This is a genomic window from Bacillota bacterium, from assembly GCA_012842395.1.
In the GTDB taxonomy this organism is placed as follows: Bacteria; Bacillota; SHA-98; order UBA4971; family UBA4971; genus UBA6256.
In genome coordinates, this window is sequence record DUSX01000029.1 from 67287 (window position 1) to 89578 (window position 22292).

Consider the following 22292-nt stretch of genomic DNA (forward strand, 5'->3'; position numbering starts at 1 on the left):
CGGGCATAGCTTGGAGAATCTAAAAACCTATACCCTGGGCTAGTTGCCCATCGATAGGTGGGTTCAGCTGCCGATTTCGTCGGGAAACCACCCGTTGGGAGGTGATATCAGGCCTAGCAACGTCGCTTGCGCTGTCGTCGCACGACGCACGCAAGGGTGTCTAACGCATCAAGCTCAAGTTACGCTCGCCGTTCAAAAGCGGCGGACGCCAAAGAGGGACGGGAACAGCTGACGCATTGTTCAACACGGCGTAACGGAGGAGGACTGCAAGATGGTGAAGAAGAAAGGTTGGATATGGCGCAAGGCCTGCATCGTCCCGATCGTCATGATCCTCACGACGGCGGTATTCTCTCTCGCCGCATTTGCATGCACGTCGATATTGGTGACCCCTGGGGCCTCGGTGGACGGGTCGGCCTCGGTCACACATACGTGTGACAGCGGCTCGAGCCCGTTCCAGATCTGGAAAGTGCCCGCCAAAGACTGGGAGCCTGGTTCCATGGTCGACGTGCTCAACCTGCCCCAATACAGCAACGGGTATCAACTTCATGAGGTGGCAATGAATCCGACCGGGAACAAGATTCCGCAGGTGCCTCACACCTACGGTTATATCATGGCCCTTTTCGGCGTGATCAACGAGAAGCAGGTTGGGATAGGGGAGACAACAATAGGCGGGCGTCGCGAATTCCGCAACCCCAACGGGTTCTTTGACATAACTAATTTGTCGGTTCTCGCGATGGAGCGCGCGTCGAGCGCTCGCGAGGCCGTGCAGATCATGGGCGATCTCGCAGTCAAATACGGGTACAAGGACAACGGCGAGGAGCTGTCGATCTCTGACCCCAAGGAGTGCTGGGTGTTCGAGATCGTAGGCCCCGGTCCCCTGTGGGAACAGGGAAGCGAGGAGCCAGGCGCATTCTGGGTGGCGCAGCGGGTGCCGGACGGCCACGTTGCCGTGTCGGCGAACTCCGCCATCATCGGCAATATCGATTTCGACGATCATGAGAACTTCATGTACGGCCCGGGCATCAGGGAGTTCGCGGCAGAGAAGGGTTGGTGGGACCCGGCCAGCGGCAAGCCGCTCAACTGGCGCTGGGACTTCAACGGCGCGGTCAGGACCGACTACAGCTACAGGCGTGTATGCGAGGTCTTCCGAAGGGTCGCGCCCTCGCTCGCCTCAAAGCTCAGCGAGGCGGATCCGCCATTTTCGGTGCCCGCGGAGAGGAAGCTTTCTATCCAGGACATCTGCGCGCTGCAGCGCGATCACTACGAGGACACTCAGTTTGACATGAGGACCAGCATCACCGCGGGCCCGTGGGGCAACCCGCGCAGGTATCAGCCTCAGACCTGGAAGGTCGGCGACCAGACGTACGCGTGGAACAGAATGATCTCGTCCGTTCAATGCGAGTACACGATCACCACACAATCCCGCGGCTGGCTGCCGGACGAGATCGGTGCTCTGGTGTGGTACGGCGCCGCGAACCCGGACGCAACGTGCTACGTGCCGCTTTATGCCTCGATGACCGAGATCAACCCGATAATGAACACCGAGGCCGGCTCGCAGCAGCAGTTCACCCGCAAGTCCTACTGGTGGGCCATTTCCGCAGTGAGCACGTATGCGGACCTGAAATACTCCTACATGATTAAGGACATCAATGCTTGGCAGGAGAAGTACGAGGGCGCTGCGTTCAAGTCTCAGGCGGCCATAGAAGCCGCGGCGCTCAACCTCTACAAACAGGACCCGAAGCTCGCTGTCGAGTTCCTGACGAGGTACTGCAACAGAAACGTGGAAGTCGTGCGGGACGCATGGTGGGAGCTGCTCGATTACCTCATCTGGAAGTATAACGCCGGCTTCATGATTGAAGACGGCAAGGTGAAGACGATAGGTTATCCCGAGTCGTGGCTCCAGAGAGTCATCCAGCTTGACGAGCCGGACCATTACAAGAAGTGAGCGATGGCCCGTCGCCCGGGCCGCTCGCAGGGATGTAGAACACACGGAGAGAGGGTGTGCCGCGGGCAAGTCAAGGGCCCGCGCGTCACGAACGTATGACCCTTCCAGTGGGTTGGAGGTGGCATAACATGGCGAAATCCGGCTGGTTCGCGCGCTCGAGAATGTGGGTGACATCCTCGGTTGTTGCCGTTGCCATCTGTCTGTTTTCTGTCGGCGCGCTTGCATGCACCACGATACTGGTTACGCCAGGGGCGTCTGTGGACGGTTCCGCTTCGGTAACCCAGACCGCGGACTGCGGCATGTGCACATTCGAGATCGAGAAGGTTCCGGCGAAGGACTGGCCTGAGGGCGCGACGGTCGAGGTGCCGTTCCTCCCGCAGTTCACGGGCGGGTACCAGATACACGACGCGATGAAATCCACGGGTGTTTTCATACCTCAGGTGAAACACACGTACGGCTACATCAAAGGCATCTTCGGGATGATCAATGAAAAGCAGGTCGGCATCAGCGAGACCACGACCAGCAACCGGCCTGAGTCCAAGAACAGCAACGGCATCTTGGACATCACGAACCTCTCGATGTTCGCGATGGAGCGGGCAGCTACCGCACGGGAGGCCATCCGCGTCATGGGTGACCTTGCGGTGAAGTACGGCTACAAGGACAACGGTGAAGCCCTTGCCGTGTCGGATCCTCACGAGGTGTGGTTGTTCGAGATCTCCGGCCCCGGCCCGCTCTGGGAGCCTGGGTGCGGTGACCCCGGCGCCTACTGGGTAGCGGAGAGGGTCCCGGATGGTCACATAGCGTCGTGCTGCAACAACGCGGTCATCGACGTCATCGATTGGGACGACTCCGAGAACTTCATGTACGGCCCGGGCATAAAGGAGTTCGCTATCGAGAAGGGCTGGTACGATCCGTCGAGCGGGGAGCCGTTCAGCTGGAGGAAGCACTTCTGCAACGCTACTCGCTATGCCACGTGCGCGAGGCGCGTCTGGCGCATCTTCTGCCTGGCAGCCCCGTCTCTCGCGAGCACCCTCAACGAGGAGAATCTGCCTTTCTCCGTTCCTGTGGACAAGAAGCTCTCCATAGCCGACATCGCCGCGATCAACCGCGACCATTATGAGGGTACGCCCTACGATGCCACAAAGGGCATCATGGCCGGGCCGTGGGGCGATCCTCGCAGGAAGGGCACGATCCCGCCCATCGACGGGGAACGGTACGCGTTCCAGCGTATGATCGCGATACCCGGGTGCGAGTACAGCATAATAACGCAGTCACGGGCATACCTCCCCGATGAGATCGGTGGAGTGCTCTGGTACGCCCCGGCGGACCCGGACGCCAGCACGTACGTGCCGTTCTATAACAGCGTCACCAAGATCTCCAGCTCTCTGAACACCGAGGCCGGGGACCACCACACGCTCACCCGCACTTCGTATTGGTGGGCGGTATCAACGGTGAGCACGTACGCGGACCTTAAGTACTCGTATATCAGCAAGGACATCCAGGCGGTTCGCGATCAATACGAGGGGTTCGCGCTCAAGACCCAGGCGGCCATAGACGCTGCCGCCCTTCAGCTGTATCAGCAAGATCCCGCTCTTGCAGTGGAGTTCCTGACCGACTACTGCAACCGGAACGTCGAGGCCGCGCGCGACGCCTATTGGGCGCTCCTCGACAAGCTCATGTGCAAGTACAATGCGCTCACGATCACGGAAAACGGCAAGATCACCACTCCGACCCTTCCTGAAGAGTGGGTGAGGATGATGATCAAGTTCGATACGGGCGACTGGTACAAGCAGTAGCCCGGGTCGAGCCCGTGTGGTTGGGCATGAGCGGGCCCCGGTTTGGCAGTGACTTCACGCAGGAGCGGGCCGGGGCCCTTTTCCTCTTGGCAACGGGCGTCTCGCCGTCCTGGGGAGGCGCGACGCGCATCCCGTAGCGCCTACGTTCGACGAGGAAGCACGCGACAAGGGGAGGGAGATGGGGTGAATTCCCGGAATCTCGTTTCCGCGACGGTGGCAGTGGTGGTTGCATTGGGCCTGTGCCTCCTTGATTCGCCTGTCGCTGCACCCGTAGCAACAGCGGCAGCGGCCGCGGAACCCATCGTGAATATCCAGGTGAGCGACGGCGAGGAGCTGGGCCCCGTGAGGGCGATGATGGATGAGCTTGTGAGACGTGGGTTGAGGGCCACATTATGGGTGAGCCGGTCGGACCTCACGCCCGAGTGGCAGGCGTATCTGAAGGAGATCGCCGGGAAGGGCTATGAAGTCGGCGTGAAGGTCGATGCGGACATCTCGAAGCTCTCATACGAGGAACAGCTGAGCCTCGCCCAGCCCATCGCCGGCGCGGTCACCGCCTGCACTGGAAAACGTCCGAAGGGGTTCAGGGCAACGAGTTTTACGTGGAACGACGCGAGCGTGGACGTAGCCGATGAGCTCGGATTCATGTACTTCATGGCGAGCGTGGGCTCGGCGCCCGGCGAGTTCGATAGCATCCTCTATTTCCCGCCCAAACACGGCTTCGGCGTATTCGGTGTTACCAGGGCGCTCTATCCCGATGGCGCGAGTGGCATTCTCTGCGACGTGCCCGCGTCGAAGAGGATGAATTCCAAGGAGTACTTAGGCCTTCTGTGCAGGGTTCTCGATGACTGCATTGCCACGGGCAAGGCTCTAGTGATCGAATGGCATCCTGCCTCAGTCACGAAGCCCGACCCCGGGAACCCTTGGTGGCAGGCGTTCATCGGTTTCCTGGACTACCTCGAAAGCAGGCGTGGGGATGTGTGGTGCGCCACGGGCGAGGACCTCGTGGTGTTCGGAACGGCGTGCGACTGCTAGCCTGCCCTACTGGGGCGAATTGTGCTTACCCGAATCTAAGGAGGCTGTGATTCTGAAATGACACGGTGTATTCTGTCCGAACATGGTGCTAAGGTGCTAGTGTTTGCGGTCTTGGTAACGCTAGTTGCCGGTAGCGTGGGGGCATGCCTCGCTCAGGAGATTCCATCCGCCAAGCTGCCTCTCTTAATCGTCTCGGCCGGACAGAGCACGGGCATCTACGTGGCCAACGCGCTTGCGGACAAGATCAAGCTGCCGTACGACTGGGCTGACGTCCCTACCGAGAAGGAGATCGCCGCCGGGGTTGGCCTCGGGGGCATGAAACCCGGACCCGGTGTGCACGTTGAATCCCACCAGCAAGGCAAGTATGCGAGCGGCGCCCCTTACAAGACCGTCATCCTCGTGATGGGCGCGAGCCTGAAGGGAATGGGCGCCTCGGGACTTGACGTCGCCGGAGAGGTCGCACGGCTTAAGAAGATAATCAACTACTGCAAGAGCAAGGGCATCCTCCTCATCGGAATGCACGTGGAAGGAAAGTCCGGGCGGGGCCGGAAAGGCAGCGAGCAAGAAGAGATCATAGACGCGGTGGCTCCATACGTCGATTACCTCATGGTCATGAGCGCCAGCAACTTCGATGACAGGTTCACGAACATAGCAAAGGAGAACGGCATACCGCTCTCGGTCGCCAAGAACACGACAGAGATGGCAGACCTTATGGCGCAGGTGTTCGGGATCAAGAAATAAGCCCCGACGCTGGCCAGACGCTTGATGCTTCGTTCGTCTGTGCCTTTGCCTCTTCGCGCGAGGACCGCAAGAAAGGAGAATCGGGATGCTCGCAAAGGTCGTCATTGTGCTTCTCGTAATGGTCGCGACGTACGTCATTGCCAAAGCCGCCGCCAAGCTCTCGGTGGAGCTGAGCATCTTCCTTGCCGCGGTTGCGGGCGCGTTCGCGGGCGGCATATGGTTTCCTGCCCGCCACATAGCCGAGGGGTCCATAACATATCTGGACCTCTGCCTTATCTTTTTCACAGCGACCGTTTTCATGAACATAATGAAGGAAGCAGGGGCGGTGGACTACGCGGTCAGGGCGATAGTCAGAAGGTTCCGGAACAACCGTCCGCTGGCGCTCGTGCTGATCATGTTCATCATGCTCATCCCAGGGGCTCTCACCGGGGCCGGGAGCGTGTCCGTGCTTGTGGTAGGAGGGACCGTTGCGTCCGCGCTCAGTTTCATGGGCATCTCGCCGGAACGCGTTGCAGCCATAGTGTTCTTCCTGGCCGGCTTGTCTGCGGTTGCGCCTCCCGTGAACGTGTGGGCTATGATGACCTGCGCTGGCACGGCCATTCCGTATGTAGGGTTTGAGGTTCCGCTTGGCCTCTCTGTGCTTGTCCTCGGCGTGTTTACCGTGTTCACTCTCGGGCTCAGACGATCCGAAACGTCGTCGGAATCCACCGTGACCGAGCTCCCAGAAGTCCCGAAGGGAATGACGCCTGCCAGGGTCATAATCCCGTTCGTGGTCCTGTTCGGGCTTATTGCGGCTTCCAGAATATGGCCACATTCAATGCCTATCCTGGGACTCCCCTTGATCTTCAGCATCTCGGCTGTGGTGGCGCTCCTCGTGAGCCCGAAGAGAATCAACGTGGTCGAGCTTTCCAGGAGCACGATGCACCAGCTCCTGCCGCTCCTCGCCACGTGCACTGTTGTGGGCACGCTGATCCAGATAATGACAGCAACAGGGGTGAGGGGGCTTCTCTCCCTGGCGGTCATCTGCATGCCGATGGTGCTCATCTATTGCTTGCTACCCATAATAATCCCCGTTTCCGAAGGAATCCTCACGTTCGGCGGCGCTGCGGTCCTCGGGATCCCGCTCATCTGGACGTTTAACGCCATCGGTATGGACCCCGTGATCGCTCTCTCGGGGCTGTCGCTCCTTTGGTTCCTCGGCGACGCCCTTCCGCCGACGGCCATCATCGCGAGGTTGGTGTTCCAGACGGTCGGGTATAAGGGCTCATACGCGACGTTCATGAAGACGTCCTGGCTTCCCTGGGTCGCGACGGCGGCCGTGGGGACCCTGATGGTTGTCTTCAGCAAAGCTCTGGGCTTTCTTGCCCTATGACTGGCGGGGGGACTTCCAGGATACTGACGGCGCTAGATTTTGGAGGTGACACCGGGTGTCGGTCATAACTCTCTTGTACTACGCTCTTGTCGGCTACATGCTTATCCTCGTGATCTGGAATTTCATGAAAACCAAGAACCTAGAGGAAGCCGCCCTCTACGCTATCGTGGCGCTTCCGTTGGTCCTCCGGATACTTCGCATCAAGTAACGCAGACCGCGAGGAGGGAATCCGATGTCCAGGCACTTCATAGGGAAGCTCATCATCGTCGCCCTTGCTCTCATCGTGCTCGTGGGCGGTGGGTCCGAGCTTTACGCTCACAGGCACTTCAAGGAAACCATCGTGAAAGGCCCGGGTGTGACCAGGGTTGCCAAGCTCAGCGACTACTTCGCGCCGCTCAAGGGGACCATTAACGACACCAACGTATTCATCCTGGAGGGCTCAAAGCCGGGAGGCACCGTGCTAGTGCTTGGAGGGAGTCACCCGAACGAGTCTTCAGGCATAGTGGCCGCCGTCCTGCTCGTGGAAAACGCTAAGGTGGATGCGGGCAAGCTAATAGTGATCCCTCATATTAATCGTAGCGGGTCCACGGGGACTCAGCCTTCGTCCGGCTACCCGCTGTATTTCCACATCAAGACTGATTGGGGGGAACGGACGTTCCAGATGGGCGACCGCGTCACCAACCCGCTGGACCAGTGGCCTGATCCCGACGTCTACGTGCACTACCCCAGCGGCCAGCTACTCTCCTACGTTGAGATAAGGAACGTGAACCGGACTTGGCCGGGGAGGGCGAACGGCACGCTTACTGAGAAGACGTCGTACGCGGCGATGCGTCTCATCGAGCAGGAGAAAGTGGACATAGTGATAGACCTGCACGAAGCGGAACTCCTCTACCCCGTGACCAACTGCATAGTCGCTCCCACAAAGGACATCACCATCGCGACCATGGCATGCATCAACATCAGCTCCGAGTTTTTTGACATCCACACGGAGCCGTCTCCGCAGAACTATCATGGGTTGACCCACAGAGAGATCGCGGATCACTCCTCCGCGTATCCGTTCCTGCTTGAGGCGTCAGGGCCGTTCCTTGACCAGCCTACGGGCCCGAAGACTGAAAGTTTGATAATCGACGGCAAAGACGATTTTCTCTTGATAGCGGGAAAGCGGGGGCTGCTCTTCACGGACTACGACGAATCCGGCAAGCCAATGAAGATGCGCGTCGGGCGCCACCTCACAACCGTACAGGCGCTTTGCTCCGAGTGGTCTAGCGAGAATCCGGATAGGGAGATCGTCATCGAGTCACCTGGATACGAGGACCTCATGGAGAATGATGTGGGCCACTATCTGCTCAACCCGGCGGCGGTGGACCCCGATAGCGTCATACTTGAGTGACCGGCTGAGCGGCGCGGGTGACGAGCTCGGTTGGTTGACATGCGTGTCAGGGGAGCGCGAGGCGCGCGGGTCTACGGGTCTTGCCCTCGCCTTGCAAGTGTGCTACAATGACAGTGCCGACGCCAGTCACGCGGAGGGTAGCCCCGCGAGACATGGCACGGCCGCCGCGAAGCCAGAGGCGAGGCTTGCGGATGGCACCGCAACGGAATAATCGATTTCGCGCGGAGAGATACCCAAGCTGGCTGAAGGGGAAGGTTTGCTAAACCTTTAGACGGTTGAACAAACCGTGCGGGGGTTCGAATCCCCCTCTCTCCGCCATTTTTCGATGACAACGGCGGCCTACGGGCCGTCTGTTCACATAGCTAGTCGCGTATGCACATAAGAGTCGCGCGCCCGTAGCTCAGTGGATCAGAGCATCTGACTTCGGATCAGAGGGTCGTGGGTTCGAGTCCCTCCGGGCGCGCCAGCTATTTCGGCGATGCGATGCCAAAACCTTACAGGTCGAGGTTACTCAAGGTGAAAACCGGGTGAAAACCGACCTGTCACTAGACGAAAGCCCAGCTAGGCGCCAGCGTGGGCTGGACAGGCAAACGTACTGGCTAGGTACCTGGAGAGCGAAAGCCCCGGGGCGGGTTGCTCCGGGGCTTTGTCATCCGCGCGGGCCGGTCGGCAGTCGATTTGCAGGTTGACCGCAGGTTGCCCGCCGGTTACCCACCGGCTCTCGGGAGTTTTCCGAGAGGCAAACAGACACCTCGACTTCGCCGTTTCTCGCTGGCTGCTTGTAAGCGCCCACGGGAACCTGGCGTGAAGCATCAAAGAAGGCGGGCGTGCCAGGTTTCACGGGCACTGTAGGAGACGCTCCAGTAATGGCCAAATGGCCAAGTATGTCGCCAAAAGTTCGCGCTACCTTTCGGCGGGGCGGTCCTGCCCAGGGTTGCCGGTGCTTGCACGATGGGGCGTGGAGAATTCGGATGTCTCCCGCGCGGAATTCGAACGAGGCGTGCCGCAAGCGCGCCATCCGCGGAGGGCAACACCGGCAACCCTAACGTCGCCAAGAAAGGAGACGAAAACCTATGGCGCCATACTCAAATGGGTCGCTCATGAATTCGTTCCGCCTATCTCGAATGTCTCGACCACCTCTTCAAAAACATGTGAATACTCGTCGTAGAATTCTTGTGGGCTCTTATAGGCAAGCACATAGAAACCTTCGTCGCCCTTCACCACGATGAACCTGGCCTTTAGCCGATATTTGATCGTGACCAGCGGCCCACGCGGTACTTCCTGGTAGACTTCGTAGGTGATTTCTGTGGCTTCTCTGCCACCAAATTCGATTTCCTTCGGCTTCTCGTACCGCGATCGGTCGCTGCCCTCTCTTCTCAAGAGCAGTTCCTCATAGTCCTTGATGAAACTTTCATAGGTCTTGTTTTGCTGATTGTCCTTCCTGTAGTATCCCACGTAGATAAGGGGGTCGGGAAAGAAGTAGCTCTCGCCGTCTTCCGGCTTGGCCTTCTCCGACACCGTCAGTCGGACCTCGAAAATACCGGCTTTCTCATCGCCTTCTGGGTCCCGCTCCAGCTTCCAACGGGTCGGGAGGTAGCACGTAAAATAGCCATGATCCATTGAGAATTCAGCAAACGGCTCCGGCTCTGCCCCTCTGGATTTGGGAGGTTCCAGAGTGAAGTGTCTTTCGATAATGGAGAGTAAAGAGTTCTCTGAAGGTTGGACCCGGGACAACGAATATACCGGGTTGGTGATGGAATAGGTGAAATCGCCTGTCAATCCGACATCTCTTGCCAGGTCAAATAGAAGTAGGACTCCGTCATCTACTATCGCCTTACATTCATCAGGTCGGACCCGAACGATCGTCAAGAGGTAGTGTGGTACTTTCGGGGATAACCCCGCTTCCTTCTTCACGTCGATCTTGAAGGAATTCTTGTCCGTACAGCCGTTACTGGCTACCCTGACCATGAATCTCGTCGGACACACCAGGAGTTCCAGTAGAACCTCTTCTCCGGTTTGGCGCGGGCCAGTGGAGTACTCCGCATAGGACGTCGGAGCAAAAAGCAGGGCGCTCAAGACTACGGTAAGGACAAGGAATACCCTCGTGAATTCTCCCCTGCAAATCCTCCTCATGGGATCTCGCTGTGCGCACATGTCGATTCTCCTTCCTTTCTTCGACGGTGAATTCGAGAAACGACTTGAGCAGCGCATAGGCGGCGCGTCTTTCACGAGGCAGCTCGGCCGAGCCGATATGCCCAGAGAACCGACTTTTTCGTCAACCAATGTTGAGCAACGATAAGGGCCGGGCCCCCGGTGACGATGAGCGCGACAACCATGCGGTCAGTCGGCGTGAATGGCAGGCCCAGCATCCCCTGGAGATTCCGTGCCGTATCTGCGACATCTCTCGTCGCGAAGTAGCCGGAGGCGAATGAGACCAGAGTGATAGCCCACGCTGACGCTCGGGCGACCCTGAGAGCGTCGTGGGCTGCCTTCTTTTCGTCGACGCCAAGGTGGAGGAGTCTCCTTCCCCAGAAGAGGCCCGCGGCGACTCCAACCGCAAGGTTGAAGACGGGAACGCCCATGAAGAAACCAAAGACGCACACCGAATAGAACAGGAAAACGGCAAGCAAGAGCTTCTCATTCCACGAATATGCCGTCCGCACCCATCTCTTGAGAAAGGCGATGTCGATGGCGACCCCGGTTCCGAATCCCACGAAGACCAGCATGAAGACGAGCTTCTCCGGGACGATGCCGAGGCTAGCCCACCATCCGCACAGGAACAAGGCGATGGGTGCCACCGGCCCGATGAGGAGAACGACAAAGACGGATTCGACTTTGCTCACCAGCCAGCTCCTCCCTCCCGCCCGGGACTAGACCATTTCGCCAATCAGCGCGAGGCAGCGCCCGCCCGTTTCAGACGCTCTGTGGCGTGGCGCCGTGGCTTACTTCGCCGCGACCACGCCGGTTTCCTTGTCTGCTGGACGGTACCATCCATGATAGTGGGGCGAAAGGTCCGCAACTTCTTTTACTGGCCGTCGCTCGGGCTCCGCGCCGTCGCGAGAGGTCTTCATCAAGGACTATTCAGGTGTGCTCCGGGCACCGTCGCCGCTGTCGCAACCTCTCTCCTGGGAGGTGTCGCAACGTACGGAGTTGCCCTCATTCTCATTCTGCTCGGGGAGCTCTGCTACCGCGAGATCGCCATGGTTCCGGTCGTGGAAGACCGCCTTGCGCGCGTTCTGACGAGACTTGGGCTCATTCGAGCATGAACCGGCGGCGGTGATTCCTCGACGCGCGATGCTTGGCGGTAGGGCTCTGCCCTTGGGGTGGTTGAGTTTCTCTTGCGGCGGAGGGGGCCACGCCACCGGCCGGGTGTCTGGGGGGTTGACGAAAGACCTAGCCGGGAGTAAGATGGCCATAGCAATAAAGATATGTCGATATGCAGATATTAGCGAAGGTGATGTCATGGGGCCGATTGACGAGACGGTCAGAGTATTGCAAGCCCTCGGGCAGGATACGAGGTTCAAGATTTTCAAGGTGTTGTGCGGAAGGACTTTTTGTGTGTGCGAGCTCGAGGAGATCTTCGGGATCACGCAGCCTGCAATCTCCCATCATCTTGCCACTCTCAAAGACGCTGGCCTTGTGAACGATTCGCGGGAGGGCCAGTGGGTATTCTACGAAGCGAACGCCGAGCGGCTTAGGGAGTGCTGGCGAGCGCTCGAGGGCATTCTCAATGCGCCCATAGATGAGACCCCGGGGATGGAGGCGCTTGCGGACAAGGTAAGGGAGATTGAGACAAATCCCAAGGCGCCGCGACGGTGCAAATAGCTGCGGACGCCTTTATGCGAATGTGAGGCAGCGCAAGCCGAATCCTGAATGAGGTCGCGTGCGGAAGTGCAGGGGTGGAGGAGGCGAAGGTGTAGCCATGGCTAAGGAAGCTGTACAGAGCAGGCCAGGCAGGGCACAAGGGTTAGGGTTCTTCGAGAAGTACTTGACGGTCTGGGTGGCCATTTGCATCGTGGTTGGGATCCTGGTTGGTTCGGTGTTCCCGGGCGTTCCCGCGCTCCTGAGCAGGTGGGAGTACGCCCATGTCTCCATCCCGGTCGCCATTCTGATCTGGTTCATGATATACCCTATGATGGTGCAGATAGACTTCGGGAGCATCGTCAGGGTGGGCAAGGAACCCAAAGGCCTGATAGTGACGCTGGTTGTCAACTGGCTCATCAAGCCTTTCACGATGTTCCTGCTGGCTTCGCTCTTCCTGAGGGTACTTTTCAAGCCGTTGATAGACCCTGAACTTGCGCGGCAGTACGTGGCCGGGGCCATCCTCCTCGGAGCCGCGCCATGTACCGCAATGGTGTTCGTCTGGAGCTATCTCTCGGGCGGCAACGCCGCGCACACTCTCGTTCAGGTGGCGATCAATGATCTCGTGTTGCTCGTCCTCTACGCTCCCATCGTCATGTTCCAGCTCGGGCTCACGAAGCTCGTGGTGCCGTACGACACTGTGCTCCTGTCGGTGTTCCTGTACGTCGTCATACCGCTTGCTTTCGGCTACTACACCCGAGTGCGCCTCATAAGAACGAGGGGCATCGCATGGTTCGAGTCGCAGTTCCTTCCGAAGCTGAAGCCATTCACCATAATAGGCCTCCTGCTTACGCTCATAATCCTGTTCTCCTTCCAGGGCGGGATAATCCTGAGCAATCCCATCCACATACTTCTGATAGCGGTTCCGCTCACGATCCAGACCTATCTCATCTTCATGATAGGCTATGCGTGGTGCAAAGTGTGGAAGGTGGACAGGACGGTGGCGCCTCCAGCGGCCATGATCGGCGCAAGCAACTTCTTCGAGCTCGCAGTGGCTGTGGCGATCTCTCTATTCGGTCTGAAGTCAGGGGCGGCGCTTGCGACCGTGGTCGGAGTGCTCGAAGAGGTGCCGATCATGCTCAGCCTCGTCGCCATCGCGAACAGGACCAAACACTGGTTTCCCGCTCCGAAGACGGTGCCGGGAAAGCCTGGGCTGGGACCGCAAGGGCAGCCATCGACATGAGTGAAACGCGGAACGGTTCGTCACCTGGTCCGGGCGCCACGTTAACCTGCGCGAGTGCAAGACGTCCGCGCAGGATTCTATTGACTTTGCCATGGCTATATGGCAATATAGCCATGGAGGTGCCGCAAGTGGCTTATGATGAGATCATCAGAAGACGAGTGGCGGTGTTCAAGGCGCTGGGCCACGAGACCCGGGCGCGGATAGTCGAAATCCTGGCTACCGAGGGGGAGAAGTGCGTGTGCGCCCTCGTTGACCGGTTGGGTTTCGACCAGTCCACGATCTCCAAGCACCTCGCCGTGCTCAAGGCGGCAGGGGTGGTCAGCTCGAGAAAAGAAGGGCTCAACGTGGTATATGGTCTCAGAGCGCAGTGTGTGTACCAGTTCATGAGGTGCATCGACCAGATGGCTGACGACGGAGAGTGCGTCTTGGCCTGCGCCGGTGCGTTGCGGAAAAAGGAGTGAATGCTCCGTGAAGGAACTGAAGGCGTTTGCGGTAATAGCCGGGGTGTTTCTCCTCGCATACTTTGCGCCACTCGGCAATCCGCGCGTGCAGACAGCGATACTTGAAGCGTTCCACATGTTGCAAGAGTACGCCAGGCAGCACGTGCTGTTTTGCCTGGTCCCGGCGTTCTTTATCGCCGGAGCGATGCGGAATTTCCTTTCGCAGCGGTCTGTGATGAGATATCTCGGGCGGGGCGCGAAGCAGTGGCTTGCGTACGCGGTGGCCTCGGTGTCCGGGGCGATACTCGCTGTGTGCTCCTGCACGGTGCTGCCGCTTTTCATGGGGATATACAAGCGCGGCGCGGGCCTTGGCCCAGCCACGGCGTTCCTGTATTCAGGGCCGGCCATCAACGTGCTCGCAATCATATTGACCGCGCGGGTCCTGGGGTGGCAGATCGGGCTTGCCAGGGCCATCGGTGCGGTGCTCTTCTCCGTGGTAATAGGGCTTGCGATGGCGGCTCTCTTCAGGGGCGAGGAGACGAACCGGCAGAAGAGCTTCGCATCGGCGACGGCACAGGCGGCTGAGAAAGGCGAGCGCAGCCTGGGACAGACGATTGCGTACTTCGCGACGCTTGTCCTCATCTTGGTGTTCGCCGCGTGGGGCAAGCCTGCCGAGCCCGTAGGGTTCTGGAGCGACGTCTTCAGGATCAAGTGGTACCTGGTCGTGGCGCTTCTCGCCTACCTTGGATACATGCTCAAGGCTTGGTTCAGGCGCGAGGAGCTCGCGGCCTGGGAGGACTCAACCTGGGATTTCGCGAAGAAGATCATGCCGCTCCTCTTCGGAGGAGTCATGGTCGCGGGGCTCCTGATGGGGCGGCCGGGCGTCGATAGCGGGCTCATCCCGTCGCACTACGTGGCGGCGCTCGTCGGCGGGAACTCGCTCCTCGCGAACTTTGTCGCTTCTGTGGTAGGGGCCTTCATGTACTTCGCGACGCTGACCGAGATCCCGATACTCCAGGGGCTTCTCGGGTCCGGGATGGGCCAGGGGCCGGCATTGGCCCTCCTCCTTGCCGGACCGGCGCTTAGCCTTCCGAGCATGATCGTGATCAACAGCGTTCTTGGTCCGAAGAAGACGATTGCCTATGTGTCGTTGGTGGTCGTCATGGCAACGATAAGCGGGATGATCTTTGGAGCCATCGTCGCATAGGTCACTGCGCAGGCGGCAGGGATTCGAATGCTCAAGCCGTGGGCCGAGACGCGTGCAGGCTCCGGATCGCGTGCACATGACGCGAAGGCGTGAAAGGAGGGACAGTCGTGAAGGTAGAGATACTCGGAACAGGTTGCCCCAAATGTCGTAGAACCGAGGAGATGATCGCCGAAACCATAAAGAAGCTTGGGATCGAGGCTGATATCGTCCATGTGACCGACATTGACGAGATCATCGAGCGAGGGGTGATGATGACCCCGGCCGTGTTCGTGGACGGTGAGAAAAAGATCGAGGGGAAGATTCCCACAGAATCACAGATCAGAGAATGGTTCAGCAAGTAGCGCACAGTTCGGTGGCCCCGTCGCACCGGGCGACGGGGCCAGGGTGTCCCGGTGTCGCTGGACATCTGGGGCAAAGCGCGAGGGAGGAGGAACCTTGAATTGGGTTACAGAGTGCCGCGCGAACAGATCCCCTGGTATCCCACGATTGATGTTGAGAAGTGCACAGGCTGCAGGACATGTTACGAGTTCTGCTCACACGGGACTTACGAGTGGGACGAGGAGAGGGGGATGCCAGTAGTCAAGAACCCGTTCAACTGCATCGTGGGCTGCAGCTCGTGTGCCCTGCAGTGCCCGGGGGAGGCCATAATGTTCCCACCCCTGTCAGTACTGAAGCAATATCGGAATCAAAGCCACGACGCTGTATGGCGCCTTTTCCCTCGTGACAGCCGCCTTCACCGGCGCGCTATGGGAGCGCCTGGGGCTGGTTAAGGAGGTCAAGCGAGTCAGAGTTCTGGGGGGCAAGCACGCGTCGGTAGCACGCGAGGAGGCGGCAACCCGCGCCGAACTCATCAGACGGAAACTCGGGTCTGCCTTCACGCAGGCTGTAGGCCTCTTTCGACAGGTCCTGCCATATCTCATTCTGGGTGCGGCAGTCGGTTCATTCATCTACGGCTGGGTCCCTCGGGAGCTTGTTGTCCGATTGGCGGGCGGAAAGAATCCGTTGGCCGTTCCCATAGCGGCGGCCATCGGAGTGCCGCTCTACATCCGCGCGGAGACCATAATACCCATAAGCTCGGTGCTCATCGACAAGGGGATGAGCCTTGGCACCGTAGTGGCCCTCATTCTGGGCGGTGCAGGCGCCAGCATTCCCGAGGTGCTGCTGCTGAACTCGATCTTCCGAAGGCGGCTCGTGATCGCCTTCGTGATCACCATCTTCTCAGCGGCGACGATAGCCGGGTACCTGTTCAACTGGCTTCTCTGACTCCGGTACTCGACGGACTCTTGCTTGCGTCCCGTTGAGTTGCCGGCGGTTCTTAGGCAGATGATAGCGGGCGAGTCAAGCGCCTTAGGAAACATAGGGAGGTGTCACGTTTGAGCGCAGAGACATTAAACAACAAAGGAATCCTTGGGGGGATATTCAGACAGGGGTCGAAACACGAGGGCTCGAAGAGCCAAAAAGGGTCGACAAGCGGATCATCAGCTGCCAGGGCATCCGGCTGCTGCAGTGCCAGCAAGTCACCTCAGAAACCTTCCTCGAGGCACAGCAAGTGCTGCGACATCCGGATCATCGATCTGGATGAAGAGGAGAACGCTACGGATCCCACTAACCGCTGAACCAGACGGCGCTGGCGGAGACGTCTTTCGGCCGCGGATCCGTTGAGCAGCAACGCAGGCGATGCCGAAATGGCACCGCGACCCGGGGACCGTTGCGCGGGCTTCCCCTGTGCCCGCGGCGGTCGCCCCCATAGGTGCTCCGGGCGGCCCGCAGACACGGAAACGGGCCTCGCCGCATGATATCGTGCGCCAGGAGGCTAGCAGGCTTGCAGGCTAGGCCCTGCTTCCTGGGCGCCCATGGGTCGCCGCGCCATTTCGGCAGGACAAAGATAAGATAGAATGACGAAGTGTGGCCTCGCGCTTCATGCCACCACCCGCGGATACATGAACGCGCTCACGAAGGTCACGACTAAGCCCGCGAGCACCAGGACGCCGAGGTCAAGAGGCACTCGCGCGAGGTCGCCAGTCACCAGGAAGCTTCGAAGAGCGTCGACGATGTAGCTCAAGGGATTGGCCACAGACACGACCCGGAGCCACGCCGGCATGATGGTGATCGGGTAGAGCGCGTTGGATGCGAAGAAAAGCAGCATAGTTATAACCTGGCCTATTCCCATGAACCTTTCTCGGGTCTTCACGATGGAGGCGATGATCATGGATAGGCCGGCGAAAAAGCCAGCTCCCAGCATGATGACGACGAGCACCCCGAGCACGCCTGGAACGGTCACGCGGAGACGAACGCGCAGGACGGCCGCCACGACGAGCACTATGATCGCTTGGCTGATCCCTCTTATGCCTGCCGAGATCATCTTCCCGAGCACCAGCGCCTCGCGAGGAGTCGGCGTGGCGAGGAACTTCTGAAGAACTCCCATGTCCCGTTCCCATATGATCGATAGCCCGTAGAAAATGGCGATGAACACCACCGACTGGGCAAGGATGCCGGGGGTCATGAACTGCAGGTAAGTGAACCCTCCCGTCGGGATGGCGCGCACCCTGCTCATCGCCTGGCCGAAGATGGCGAGCCACAGAATGGGTTGCACGGCCCTGGTCATGAGCTCGGTAGGGTCGTGTCTCAACTTGCGGACTTCCATCTCCGCCATGGTGTAGGATTTCGCGATGATTGCGGAGAGCTCTCGCAGGAAGCGTTTGGCCCAGGAGAGCTCGGTCCCCTTACCCCAATCTTCGCGCTGTTCTTCTGACTCTAAGGGTGTCACGCAGGGTCCCCCCTGTCTCCATAGTCGACCCTGTGAAATACGCGAAAGCGTCCTCAAGGGTGGCGTTGTCCCTGCCCACTTGTCTCTTCAGCTCTTCCGGGGTCCCAACGGCTGAGATCTTTCCCAGATGCATGATGGCAAGCCTGTCACACACGCTTTCCACTTCGTCCATGTAGTGGGTTGTGACAAGGATCGTGGTGTTGTAGGTCGTGCGGAGATTCTTGATGTGGTCCCAAACGCTGCGGCGAGCCATGGGATCGAGCCCTACCGTGGGCTCATCCAGGAAGAGCACTCTCGGGCGGTGGAGCATCGCCTGCCCGATCTCGAGCCTCCTGATCATCCCACCTGAATACGTCCTGACGAGGGAGTCCGCGGCATGGTCGAGGTCCAACAAGGCGAGCATGTGCCGAATCCGCTCGTGGCACTCCCCGGACGGCACATCGTAAAGCCGCGCGAAGAAGAGCAGGTTCTCGTAACCAGTAAGCGAGCCGTCGACCGAGAGCATCTGCGGGACATACCCGATGAGACGCCGGACCTCCCTGGCCTGGCGGACTATGTCATAGCCACCGATCACGCCTCGGCCTTGCGTCGGCCTGAGAAGGGTGGTGAGCATCCTTATCGTCGTGGTTTTCCCGGCGCCGTTTGGCCCCACCAGGCCGAACACTTCGCCTGGGTCCACGTCAAAGGTTATGCCATCCACCGCCTTATGGGGGCCGAAGCTCCTGACCAGGTCAAATACCTCAATCATTTTCCTCATGTGTTGTCGTCTCGCTTTCCTCGAGTTGACCGTGGGCAACCTTCTGTACTAGCCTCGCGAGCGTCATTCTCTCGTCGGGGTCGAGGGGTTCGAGGAGAGAAACAAGCACGTTGAGCCTGATCGAATCCAGCTCATCCAGGCAAGCTTTTCCGGCGGGCGTGAGCCTCAGCGTGACGACGCGCTGGTCGACCTCGCTTCTTTCCTTGCTGAGGAGGCCGGCCTTCTCGAGCCTTCTGGTCGCAACGGTCGCGGCCCCAGGAGTGATGCCCAATTCGGACGCGAGCTCGGAGACGGTGATAGAGCCCCTTCTCGCGACCCTTCTCAAAAGGAAGTGCTGCTCGAAAGTGCGGTCACCTTTGTGAACCGACCGGGAATGCCTCTTCCATAGGCGCCACAGGTCCCACAAGGCATGCGCGGCTTCGCGCGCTGAGGAGTCGCTGTCGCCGTGGGTGTCGGGGGCGTCGCGGTTTTGCCTAGGTGTCTTCTCCACACCATTTACCCTCCTGGTACGCGTTCGGGAACAACAGTTTGACTATAAAGTATTTTAACCATAAAGTCAATAGAGAGCGCAGAACTCGAGATCGTCTTCTGCGCCATGAAGTCTTAGATGAACACCGCCCTCCCCGGCGAGTCGACGCGCGGGGAGCTTGGTCACGCCTCTGCGGGTGGGGTGGCGTGGGGGGCTAGAGCAGGGCTCCCTAAGGAGGTTCCATGCCCAAGGCGGCATGGCAAGGGATACGCCAAGCAGGGGCCGGCGATCCGATCCGGCGGGCAGGCGAAGCCAACCGGGAGGCATAGGGGGTCATAGGGACCGCGGTATCGGCATGGCCCTCGAACCGCGGGCCCTAGCTCGCGGAGTGCTGATCCTGACTTGCGGACGCGCGCTTCTTAGCCTTCGAGATGTAATCGAGAATGGCCAGGCGAAGAGCCGCAGGCCCTAGCACAGAACAGTGGATTTTCTGGTCTGGGAGACCGCCAAGCGCTCGGATTATGTCATCGTCGCAGATCTGGTACGCTTCCTCGAGGGTCTTGCCGATGGCAAGCTCGGTGGTTACGCTGCTCGTCCCGATGGCTGCGGGGCACCCACACAGCTTGAACTTGACGTCCACCAGTCTCCCATCTTTGACCTTGATGGACATCTTGAGATAATCACCACACCTCGGGTCGCCAATGGTCCCAACCCCATCCGCGTCCGGGATCTCGCCCACGTTTCTGGGATTAAGGGAATGGTCCAATACCTTCTCGCTGTAAAACATATTGTAAAATGCCCCTGCCTTTTAGATTCCGAATGTAGTTCTCCAATGCAGAGACGCGGGAATAACAATCAGAAGACGAAAGATGCGCCGACGCTCCCCAGCGCGAACTTTTGTCCTAGTTGGCGCGCCATTTCAGCACATGCTGCAAACCCTGTGCAATGAAGGGGGATCACCTTCTCTGCTCCGAGTTCGATGAGAGCCTGGATCGTAAGATGGATCCGGCTCATGGTGGCTTTCTCGAGATGCGTTCCGCCGATGACGGCGTGCACCTTTTCCATCCCGGAGACCTTCTGAATGCGCTTAATGGTATTAACGACGCCGGCGTGACCGCATCCCAACACGATGACAAGGCCCTTGGAGGTCCTAATGCCCAAGGATTGGTCGTCTGGGAGCAAATCAGTCACGAGCTCTTCGCCCCGTTGAACCAGGAACCCACGAGGCACATCCTCGAACTCAGTGGTTCCGACTACCTCTCCCGAGAGGACGATATCCTCCGCCGCTTCACCCAGTTGTCGACAAGCACGGTAATCTTGACATGCGCGGCCGCCTCACCCACATGTATCAGCTCCTCGCACCTATTTCACGACCCCGGGGACCACCTTCGCATCCGCGGGATCGCGGGGGCACCACAAACGCGGTGGTCTATTTGAGGCAGGACAAGACCTCCGTCCAAATCCGTCGTATTGCTGCCGAGGCCTTTCCTTCCTTCCGATCGGCGCTCCGGTCGGCGGTCCCCAGAGGTGTCACCACAGGCATCCCCTTTGCCAGGGCGCTAACTACTTCCTCGTCGAATGGGATTTTCCCTATGACCCGTATTCCATTATCCCGGCAATAGCGCTCGATCTCTTCCGCCTTGGTCTCATCTAGATCGTACTTGTTGATGCAGACCGCCGCGTTGACATCGAAGTGCCTCGCGAGCTGAAGGATCCTCTCCATATCGTGCGAGCCGGCGACCGTGGGCTCGGTTACGATGAGCGCTAGGTCCACGCCCGAAATGGACGATATCACTGGGCACCCTATGCCGGGCGGTCCGTCAGTAATGATGTAGTCCAGTCCGCGCTCCTCTGCTATAGACCTGGCCTCGCGCCGTACCTGAGTCACAAGCTTGCCGGAGTTCTCCTCCGCAACGCCGAGTTTGGCATGGACGAGCGGGCCGTACTCTGTGTCTGAGATGAACCAATGACCCGAGAGGTTATCGGCCATGGTTATGGCCCCTTGGGGGCAAGCGTGGAAACACACGGCACACCCTTCGCACGAAAGAGGATCGATCCGGATCGTGGCACCGGCCATGTTGCTGCGACGGCTGTTGTCGATGCTTATCGCCCCGAAGCGGCATACGTTCACACAAACACCGCATCCGTCGCATCTCTCGCGGTCGAGCACAGCCTTTTTCGAGCCATAGAACTCTTTGGTCTCGCGTATCTTTGGTCCCAGAACAAGATGCAGGTCGGCCGCATCCACGTCGCAGTCCGCAAGCACCTTATTGTCTGCCAACACCGCGAATGCCCCAACTAGGGACGTCTTTCCGGTGCCTCCTTTGCCGCTTATGACCAGCAGTTCCTTCAACTCCATGTCATCCCTTCGAGGCCGTGTCACTCAGTTCACGACCAAGTCCGCCGTTCCTCGAAAAGGCGAGAGCCTTATCGCACCGCTCGGCGCCGCACTATTCGGCGCAAGTGAGCACACGTATCCTGCGCCAGAGCCCCCGGAAAGCCTCACGTAGCTCTGGGAACTCCTCCACGAGCCGCCCTCCCCTGGCATAACACGCTGCGTATCTTCTATCAAACGGGATCTCCAGTAGCACCGGTATTCCCTCTCGCCTGCAATACGTGAGAACCTCCTTATTGCCGAGCCCCGAACGATTGATCACCACCCCGAAGGGGATGTTCAGTGCCTTCACCATGTCGATCGCCAAAACGAGGTCGTTGAGGCCGAATGGCGTGGGCTCCGTGACCAGCACGCAGAAGTCGCTATCCTTGCAAGACGCCACCACAGGACACGATGTGCCGGGAGGAGCGTCGACAAGCACCACTTTCGATCGAGCGCTGTCTATCCTGGCTTTCACCGCCCTCACCACTGGCGGGGCCAGGGCGGTGCCCACGTTCACCCTGCCCTGGACGAACTCTATCCGTCCCGCGCGCCCGCTTTCGACGACGCCTATGTCCCGTGGCTCCTCGGATATAGCGCCTTGCGGGCAGAACCGGCTGCATCCTCCGCACCCATGGCATAACTCGGGGAAAACCATGACTTGGGTGTCGATGGCGATGATCGCGTTGAAAGCGCAGACCTCGCTGCATCTACCACACCCGTTGCAGAGGGCCCGGTCAACTGCTGGCACAGGCAGGGTGACTAGTTCGGAAACGTTGATCGAGGGGCGGAGGAACAGGTGTACGTTCGGTTCCTCGACATCGCAGTCAACCACTTGAACGGGCATGTCGCCTTCCAGGGTCAAGGCGAGGTTCACTGCTATGGTGGTTTTGCCGGTCCCACCCTTTCCGCTCGCTATCGCTACAATCATCGGCCATCTCCACCGTTTCGATTCTGA

At 59.4% G+C, this 22292-nt stretch carries 24 protein-coding genes and 2 tRNA genes; 17 read left to right on the forward strand and 9 right to left on the reverse strand.

Annotated features, from left to right (window positions below; translation table 11 throughout):
* Positions 1-271: 271 nt before the first annotated feature.
* From GX515_08545 to GX515_08585, 9 genes are all read left to right on the forward strand, one after another.
* Complete coding sequence (locus GX515_08545) at positions 272-1945, forward strand: peptidase C69 (GenBank protein ID HHY33044.1); 1674 nt, start codon at positions 272-274, stop codon at positions 1943-1945.
* Positions 1946-2073: 128 nt separating this feature from the next.
* On the forward strand, positions 2074-3741 hold the full coding sequence (locus GX515_08550) for a dipeptidase (GenBank protein HHY33045.1): 1668 nt from the start codon (positions 2074-2076) through the stop codon (positions 3739-3741).
* A 183-nt stretch (positions 3742-3924) separates the two neighbouring features.
* Positions 3925-4773, forward strand: a complete 849-nt coding sequence (locus GX515_08555; protein HHY33046.1) for a hypothetical protein — start codon at positions 3925-3927, stop codon at positions 4771-4773.
* Positions 4774-4830: 57 nt separating this feature from the next.
* Positions 4831-5514, forward strand: a complete 684-nt coding sequence (locus tag GX515_08560) for a hypothetical protein (GenBank protein HHY33047.1) — start codon at positions 4831-4833, stop codon at positions 5512-5514.
* A gap of 85 nt (positions 5515-5599) precedes the next feature.
* Positions 5600-6886, forward strand: coding sequence for a C4-dicarboxylate ABC transporter (locus tag GX515_08565; GenBank protein HHY33048.1), 1287 nt, complete (start codon positions 5600-5602; stop codon positions 6884-6886).
* Between the two features lie 55 nt (positions 6887-6941).
* Complete coding sequence (locus tag GX515_08570) at positions 6942-7094, forward strand: hypothetical protein (protein HHY33049.1); 153 nt, start codon at positions 6942-6944, stop codon at positions 7092-7094.
* 24 nt (positions 7095-7118) lie between these two features.
* Positions 7119-8276, forward strand: coding sequence for a succinylglutamate desuccinylase (locus GX515_08575; GenBank protein HHY33050.1), 1158 nt, complete (start codon positions 7119-7121; stop codon positions 8274-8276).
* Between the two features lie 223 nt (positions 8277-8499).
* Positions 8500-8594, forward strand: a tRNA-Ser gene (locus tag GX515_08580).
* Between the two features lie 71 nt (positions 8595-8665).
* Positions 8666-8742, forward strand: a tRNA-Arg gene (locus GX515_08585).
* A 632-nt stretch (positions 8743-9374) separates the two neighbouring features.
* Here the strand turns inward: GX515_08585 and GX515_08590 are convergent.
* Positions 9375-10430 (reverse strand): hypothetical protein, encoded by a 1056-nt coding sequence (locus GX515_08590; GenBank protein HHY33051.1) that lies wholly within the window; start codon positions 10428-10430, stop codon positions 9375-9377.
* Between the two features lie 71 nt (positions 10431-10501).
* Positions 10502-11119 (reverse strand): hypothetical protein, encoded by a 618-nt coding sequence (locus GX515_08595; GenBank protein ID HHY33052.1) that lies wholly within the window; start codon positions 11117-11119, stop codon positions 10502-10504.
* Positions 11120-11269: 150 nt separating this feature from the next.
* Between GX515_08595 and GX515_08600 the strand changes: the two genes are divergently transcribed.
* The 8 genes from GX515_08600 (at position 11270) to GX515_08635 (ending at position 16230) form a co-directional block, all read left to right on the forward strand.
* A complete protein-coding gene (locus GX515_08600; GenBank protein HHY33053.1) occupies positions 11270-11542 on the forward strand; it encodes a hypothetical protein in 273 nt (90 codons plus the stop codon).
* 196 nt (positions 11543-11738) lie between these two features.
* Positions 11739-12101, forward strand: coding sequence for a helix-turn-helix transcriptional regulator (locus GX515_08605; protein HHY33054.1), 363 nt, complete (start codon positions 11739-11741; stop codon positions 12099-12101).
* Between the two features lie 97 nt (positions 12102-12198).
* Positions 12199-13320, forward strand: a complete 1122-nt coding sequence (gene arsB, locus GX515_08610; protein HHY33055.1) for an ACR3 family arsenite efflux transporter — start codon at positions 12199-12201, stop codon at positions 13318-13320.
* A 113-nt stretch (positions 13321-13433) separates the two neighbouring features.
* Positions 13434-13781: a winged helix-turn-helix transcriptional regulator gene (locus GX515_08615; GenBank protein ID HHY33056.1), complete on the forward strand. Its 348-nt coding sequence runs from the start codon at positions 13434-13436 to the stop codon at positions 13779-13781.
* A 7-nt stretch (positions 13782-13788) separates the two neighbouring features.
* A complete protein-coding gene (locus GX515_08620; GenBank protein ID HHY33057.1) occupies positions 13789-14967 on the forward strand; it encodes a permease in 1179 nt (392 codons plus the stop codon).
* Between the two features lie 107 nt (positions 14968-15074).
* A complete protein-coding gene (locus GX515_08625; GenBank protein HHY33058.1) occupies positions 15075-15308 on the forward strand; it encodes a thioredoxin family protein in 234 nt (77 codons plus the stop codon).
* 99 nt (positions 15309-15407) lie between these two features.
* Positions 15408-15737 (forward strand): ferredoxin family protein, encoded by a 330-nt coding sequence (locus tag GX515_08630; protein ID HHY33059.1) that lies wholly within the window; start codon positions 15408-15410, stop codon positions 15735-15737.
* Positions 15646-16230, forward strand: a complete 585-nt coding sequence (locus GX515_08635; GenBank protein HHY33060.1) for a hypothetical protein — start codon at positions 15646-15648, stop codon at positions 16228-16230. The genes GX515_08630 and GX515_08635 overlap by 92 nt, the downstream gene beginning before the upstream one ends.
* Positions 16231-16885: 655 nt before the next feature.
* On the opposite strand, the gene GX515_08640 is transcribed toward GX515_08635, so the two are convergent.
* The 7 genes from GX515_08640 to GX515_08670 all read right to left on the reverse strand — a co-directional run bounded on the left by GX515_08640 (position 16886) and on the right by GX515_08670 (position 22265).
* Positions 16886-17620 carry an ABC transporter permease gene (locus tag GX515_08640; protein ID HHY33061.1) on the reverse strand — a complete coding sequence of 245 codons (735 nt, stop codon included), beginning with the start codon at positions 17618-17620 and terminating at the stop codon, positions 16886-16888.
* Positions 17621-17690: 70 nt separating this feature from the next.
* Positions 17691-18491 carry an ATP-binding cassette domain-containing protein gene (locus tag GX515_08645; GenBank protein ID HHY33062.1) on the reverse strand — a complete coding sequence of 267 codons (801 nt, stop codon included), beginning with the start codon at positions 18489-18491 and terminating at the stop codon, positions 17691-17693.
* On the reverse strand, positions 18475-18981 hold the full coding sequence (locus tag GX515_08650; protein HHY33063.1) for a MarR family transcriptional regulator: 507 nt from the start codon (positions 18979-18981) through the stop codon (positions 18475-18477). The genes GX515_08645 and GX515_08650 overlap by 17 nt, the downstream gene beginning before the upstream one ends.
* Positions 18982-19336: 355 nt before the next feature.
* Positions 19337-19747 carry an iron-sulfur cluster assembly scaffold protein gene (locus GX515_08655; GenBank protein ID HHY33064.1) on the reverse strand — a complete coding sequence of 137 codons (411 nt, stop codon included), beginning with the start codon at positions 19745-19747 and terminating at the stop codon, positions 19337-19339.
* Positions 19748-19815: 68 nt separating this feature from the next.
* The gene (locus GX515_08660; protein HHY33065.1) at positions 19816-20151 is read right to left on the reverse strand and encodes an MBL fold metallo-hydrolase; all 336 of its coding nucleotides are present in this window, start codon (positions 20149-20151) and stop codon (positions 19816-19818) included.
* 238 nt (positions 20152-20389) lie between these two features.
* Positions 20390-21313 carry a 4Fe-4S binding protein gene (locus GX515_08665; GenBank protein HHY33066.1) on the reverse strand — a complete coding sequence of 308 codons (924 nt, stop codon included), beginning with the start codon at positions 21311-21313 and terminating at the stop codon, positions 20390-20392.
* Positions 21314-21410: 97 nt separating this feature from the next.
* Positions 21411-22265 (reverse strand): P-loop NTPase, encoded by an 855-nt coding sequence (locus GX515_08670; protein HHY33067.1) that lies wholly within the window; start codon positions 22263-22265, stop codon positions 21411-21413.
* Between the last annotated feature and the right edge of the window lie 27 nt (positions 22266-22292).

Excerpts from the sequence above, each read along its gene's own strand:
- GX515_08545 (HHY33044.1), top strand. The coding sequence starts at position 272 with ATGGTGAAGAAGAAAGGTTGGATATGGCGCAAGGCCTGCATCGTCCCG.
- GX515_08550 (HHY33045.1), top strand. The coding sequence starts at position 2,074 with ATGGCGAAATCCGGCTGGTTCGCGCGCTCGAGAATGTGGGTGACATCC.
- GX515_08560 (HHY33047.1), top strand. The coding sequence starts at position 4,831 with ATGACACGGTGTATTCTGTCCGAACATGGTGCTAAGGTGCTAGTGTTT.
- GX515_08565 (HHY33048.1), top strand. The coding sequence starts at position 5,600 with ATGCTCGCAAAGGTCGTCATTGTGCTTCTCGTAATGGTCGCGACGTAC.
- GX515_08575 (HHY33050.1), top strand. The coding sequence starts at position 7,119 with ATGTCCAGGCACTTCATAGGGAAGCTCATCATCGTCGCCCTTGCTCTC.
- GX515_08590 (HHY33051.1), bottom strand. The coding sequence starts at position 10,430 with ATGTGCGCACAGCGAGATCCCATGAGGAGGATTTGCAGGGGAGAATTC.
- GX515_08600 (HHY33053.1), top strand. The coding sequence starts at position 11,270 with ATGATAGTGGGGCGAAAGGTCCGCAACTTCTTTTACTGGCCGTCGCTC.
- GX515_08605 (HHY33054.1), top strand. The coding sequence starts at position 11,739 with ATGGGGCCGATTGACGAGACGGTCAGAGTATTGCAAGCCCTCGGGCAG.
- arsB (HHY33055.1), top strand. The coding sequence starts at position 12,199 with ATGGCTAAGGAAGCTGTACAGAGCAGGCCAGGCAGGGCACAAGGGTTA.
- GX515_08615 (HHY33056.1), top strand. The coding sequence starts at position 13,434 with ATGGAGGTGCCGCAAGTGGCTTATGATGAGATCATCAGAAGACGAGTG.
- GX515_08640 (HHY33061.1), bottom strand. The coding sequence starts at position 17,620 with ATGGCGGAGATGGAAGTCCGCAAGTTGAGACACGACCCTACCGAGCTC.
- GX515_08645 (HHY33062.1), bottom strand. The coding sequence starts at position 18,491 with ATGAGGAAAATGATTGAGGTATTTGACCTGGTCAGGAGCTTCGGCCCC.
- GX515_08655 (HHY33064.1), bottom strand. The coding sequence starts at position 19,747 with ATGTTTTACAGCGAGAAGGTATTGGACCATTCCCTTAATCCCAGAAAC.
- GX515_08670 (HHY33067.1), bottom strand. The coding sequence starts at position 22,265 with ATGATTGTAGCGATAGCGAGCGGAAAGGGTGGGACCGGCAAAACCACC.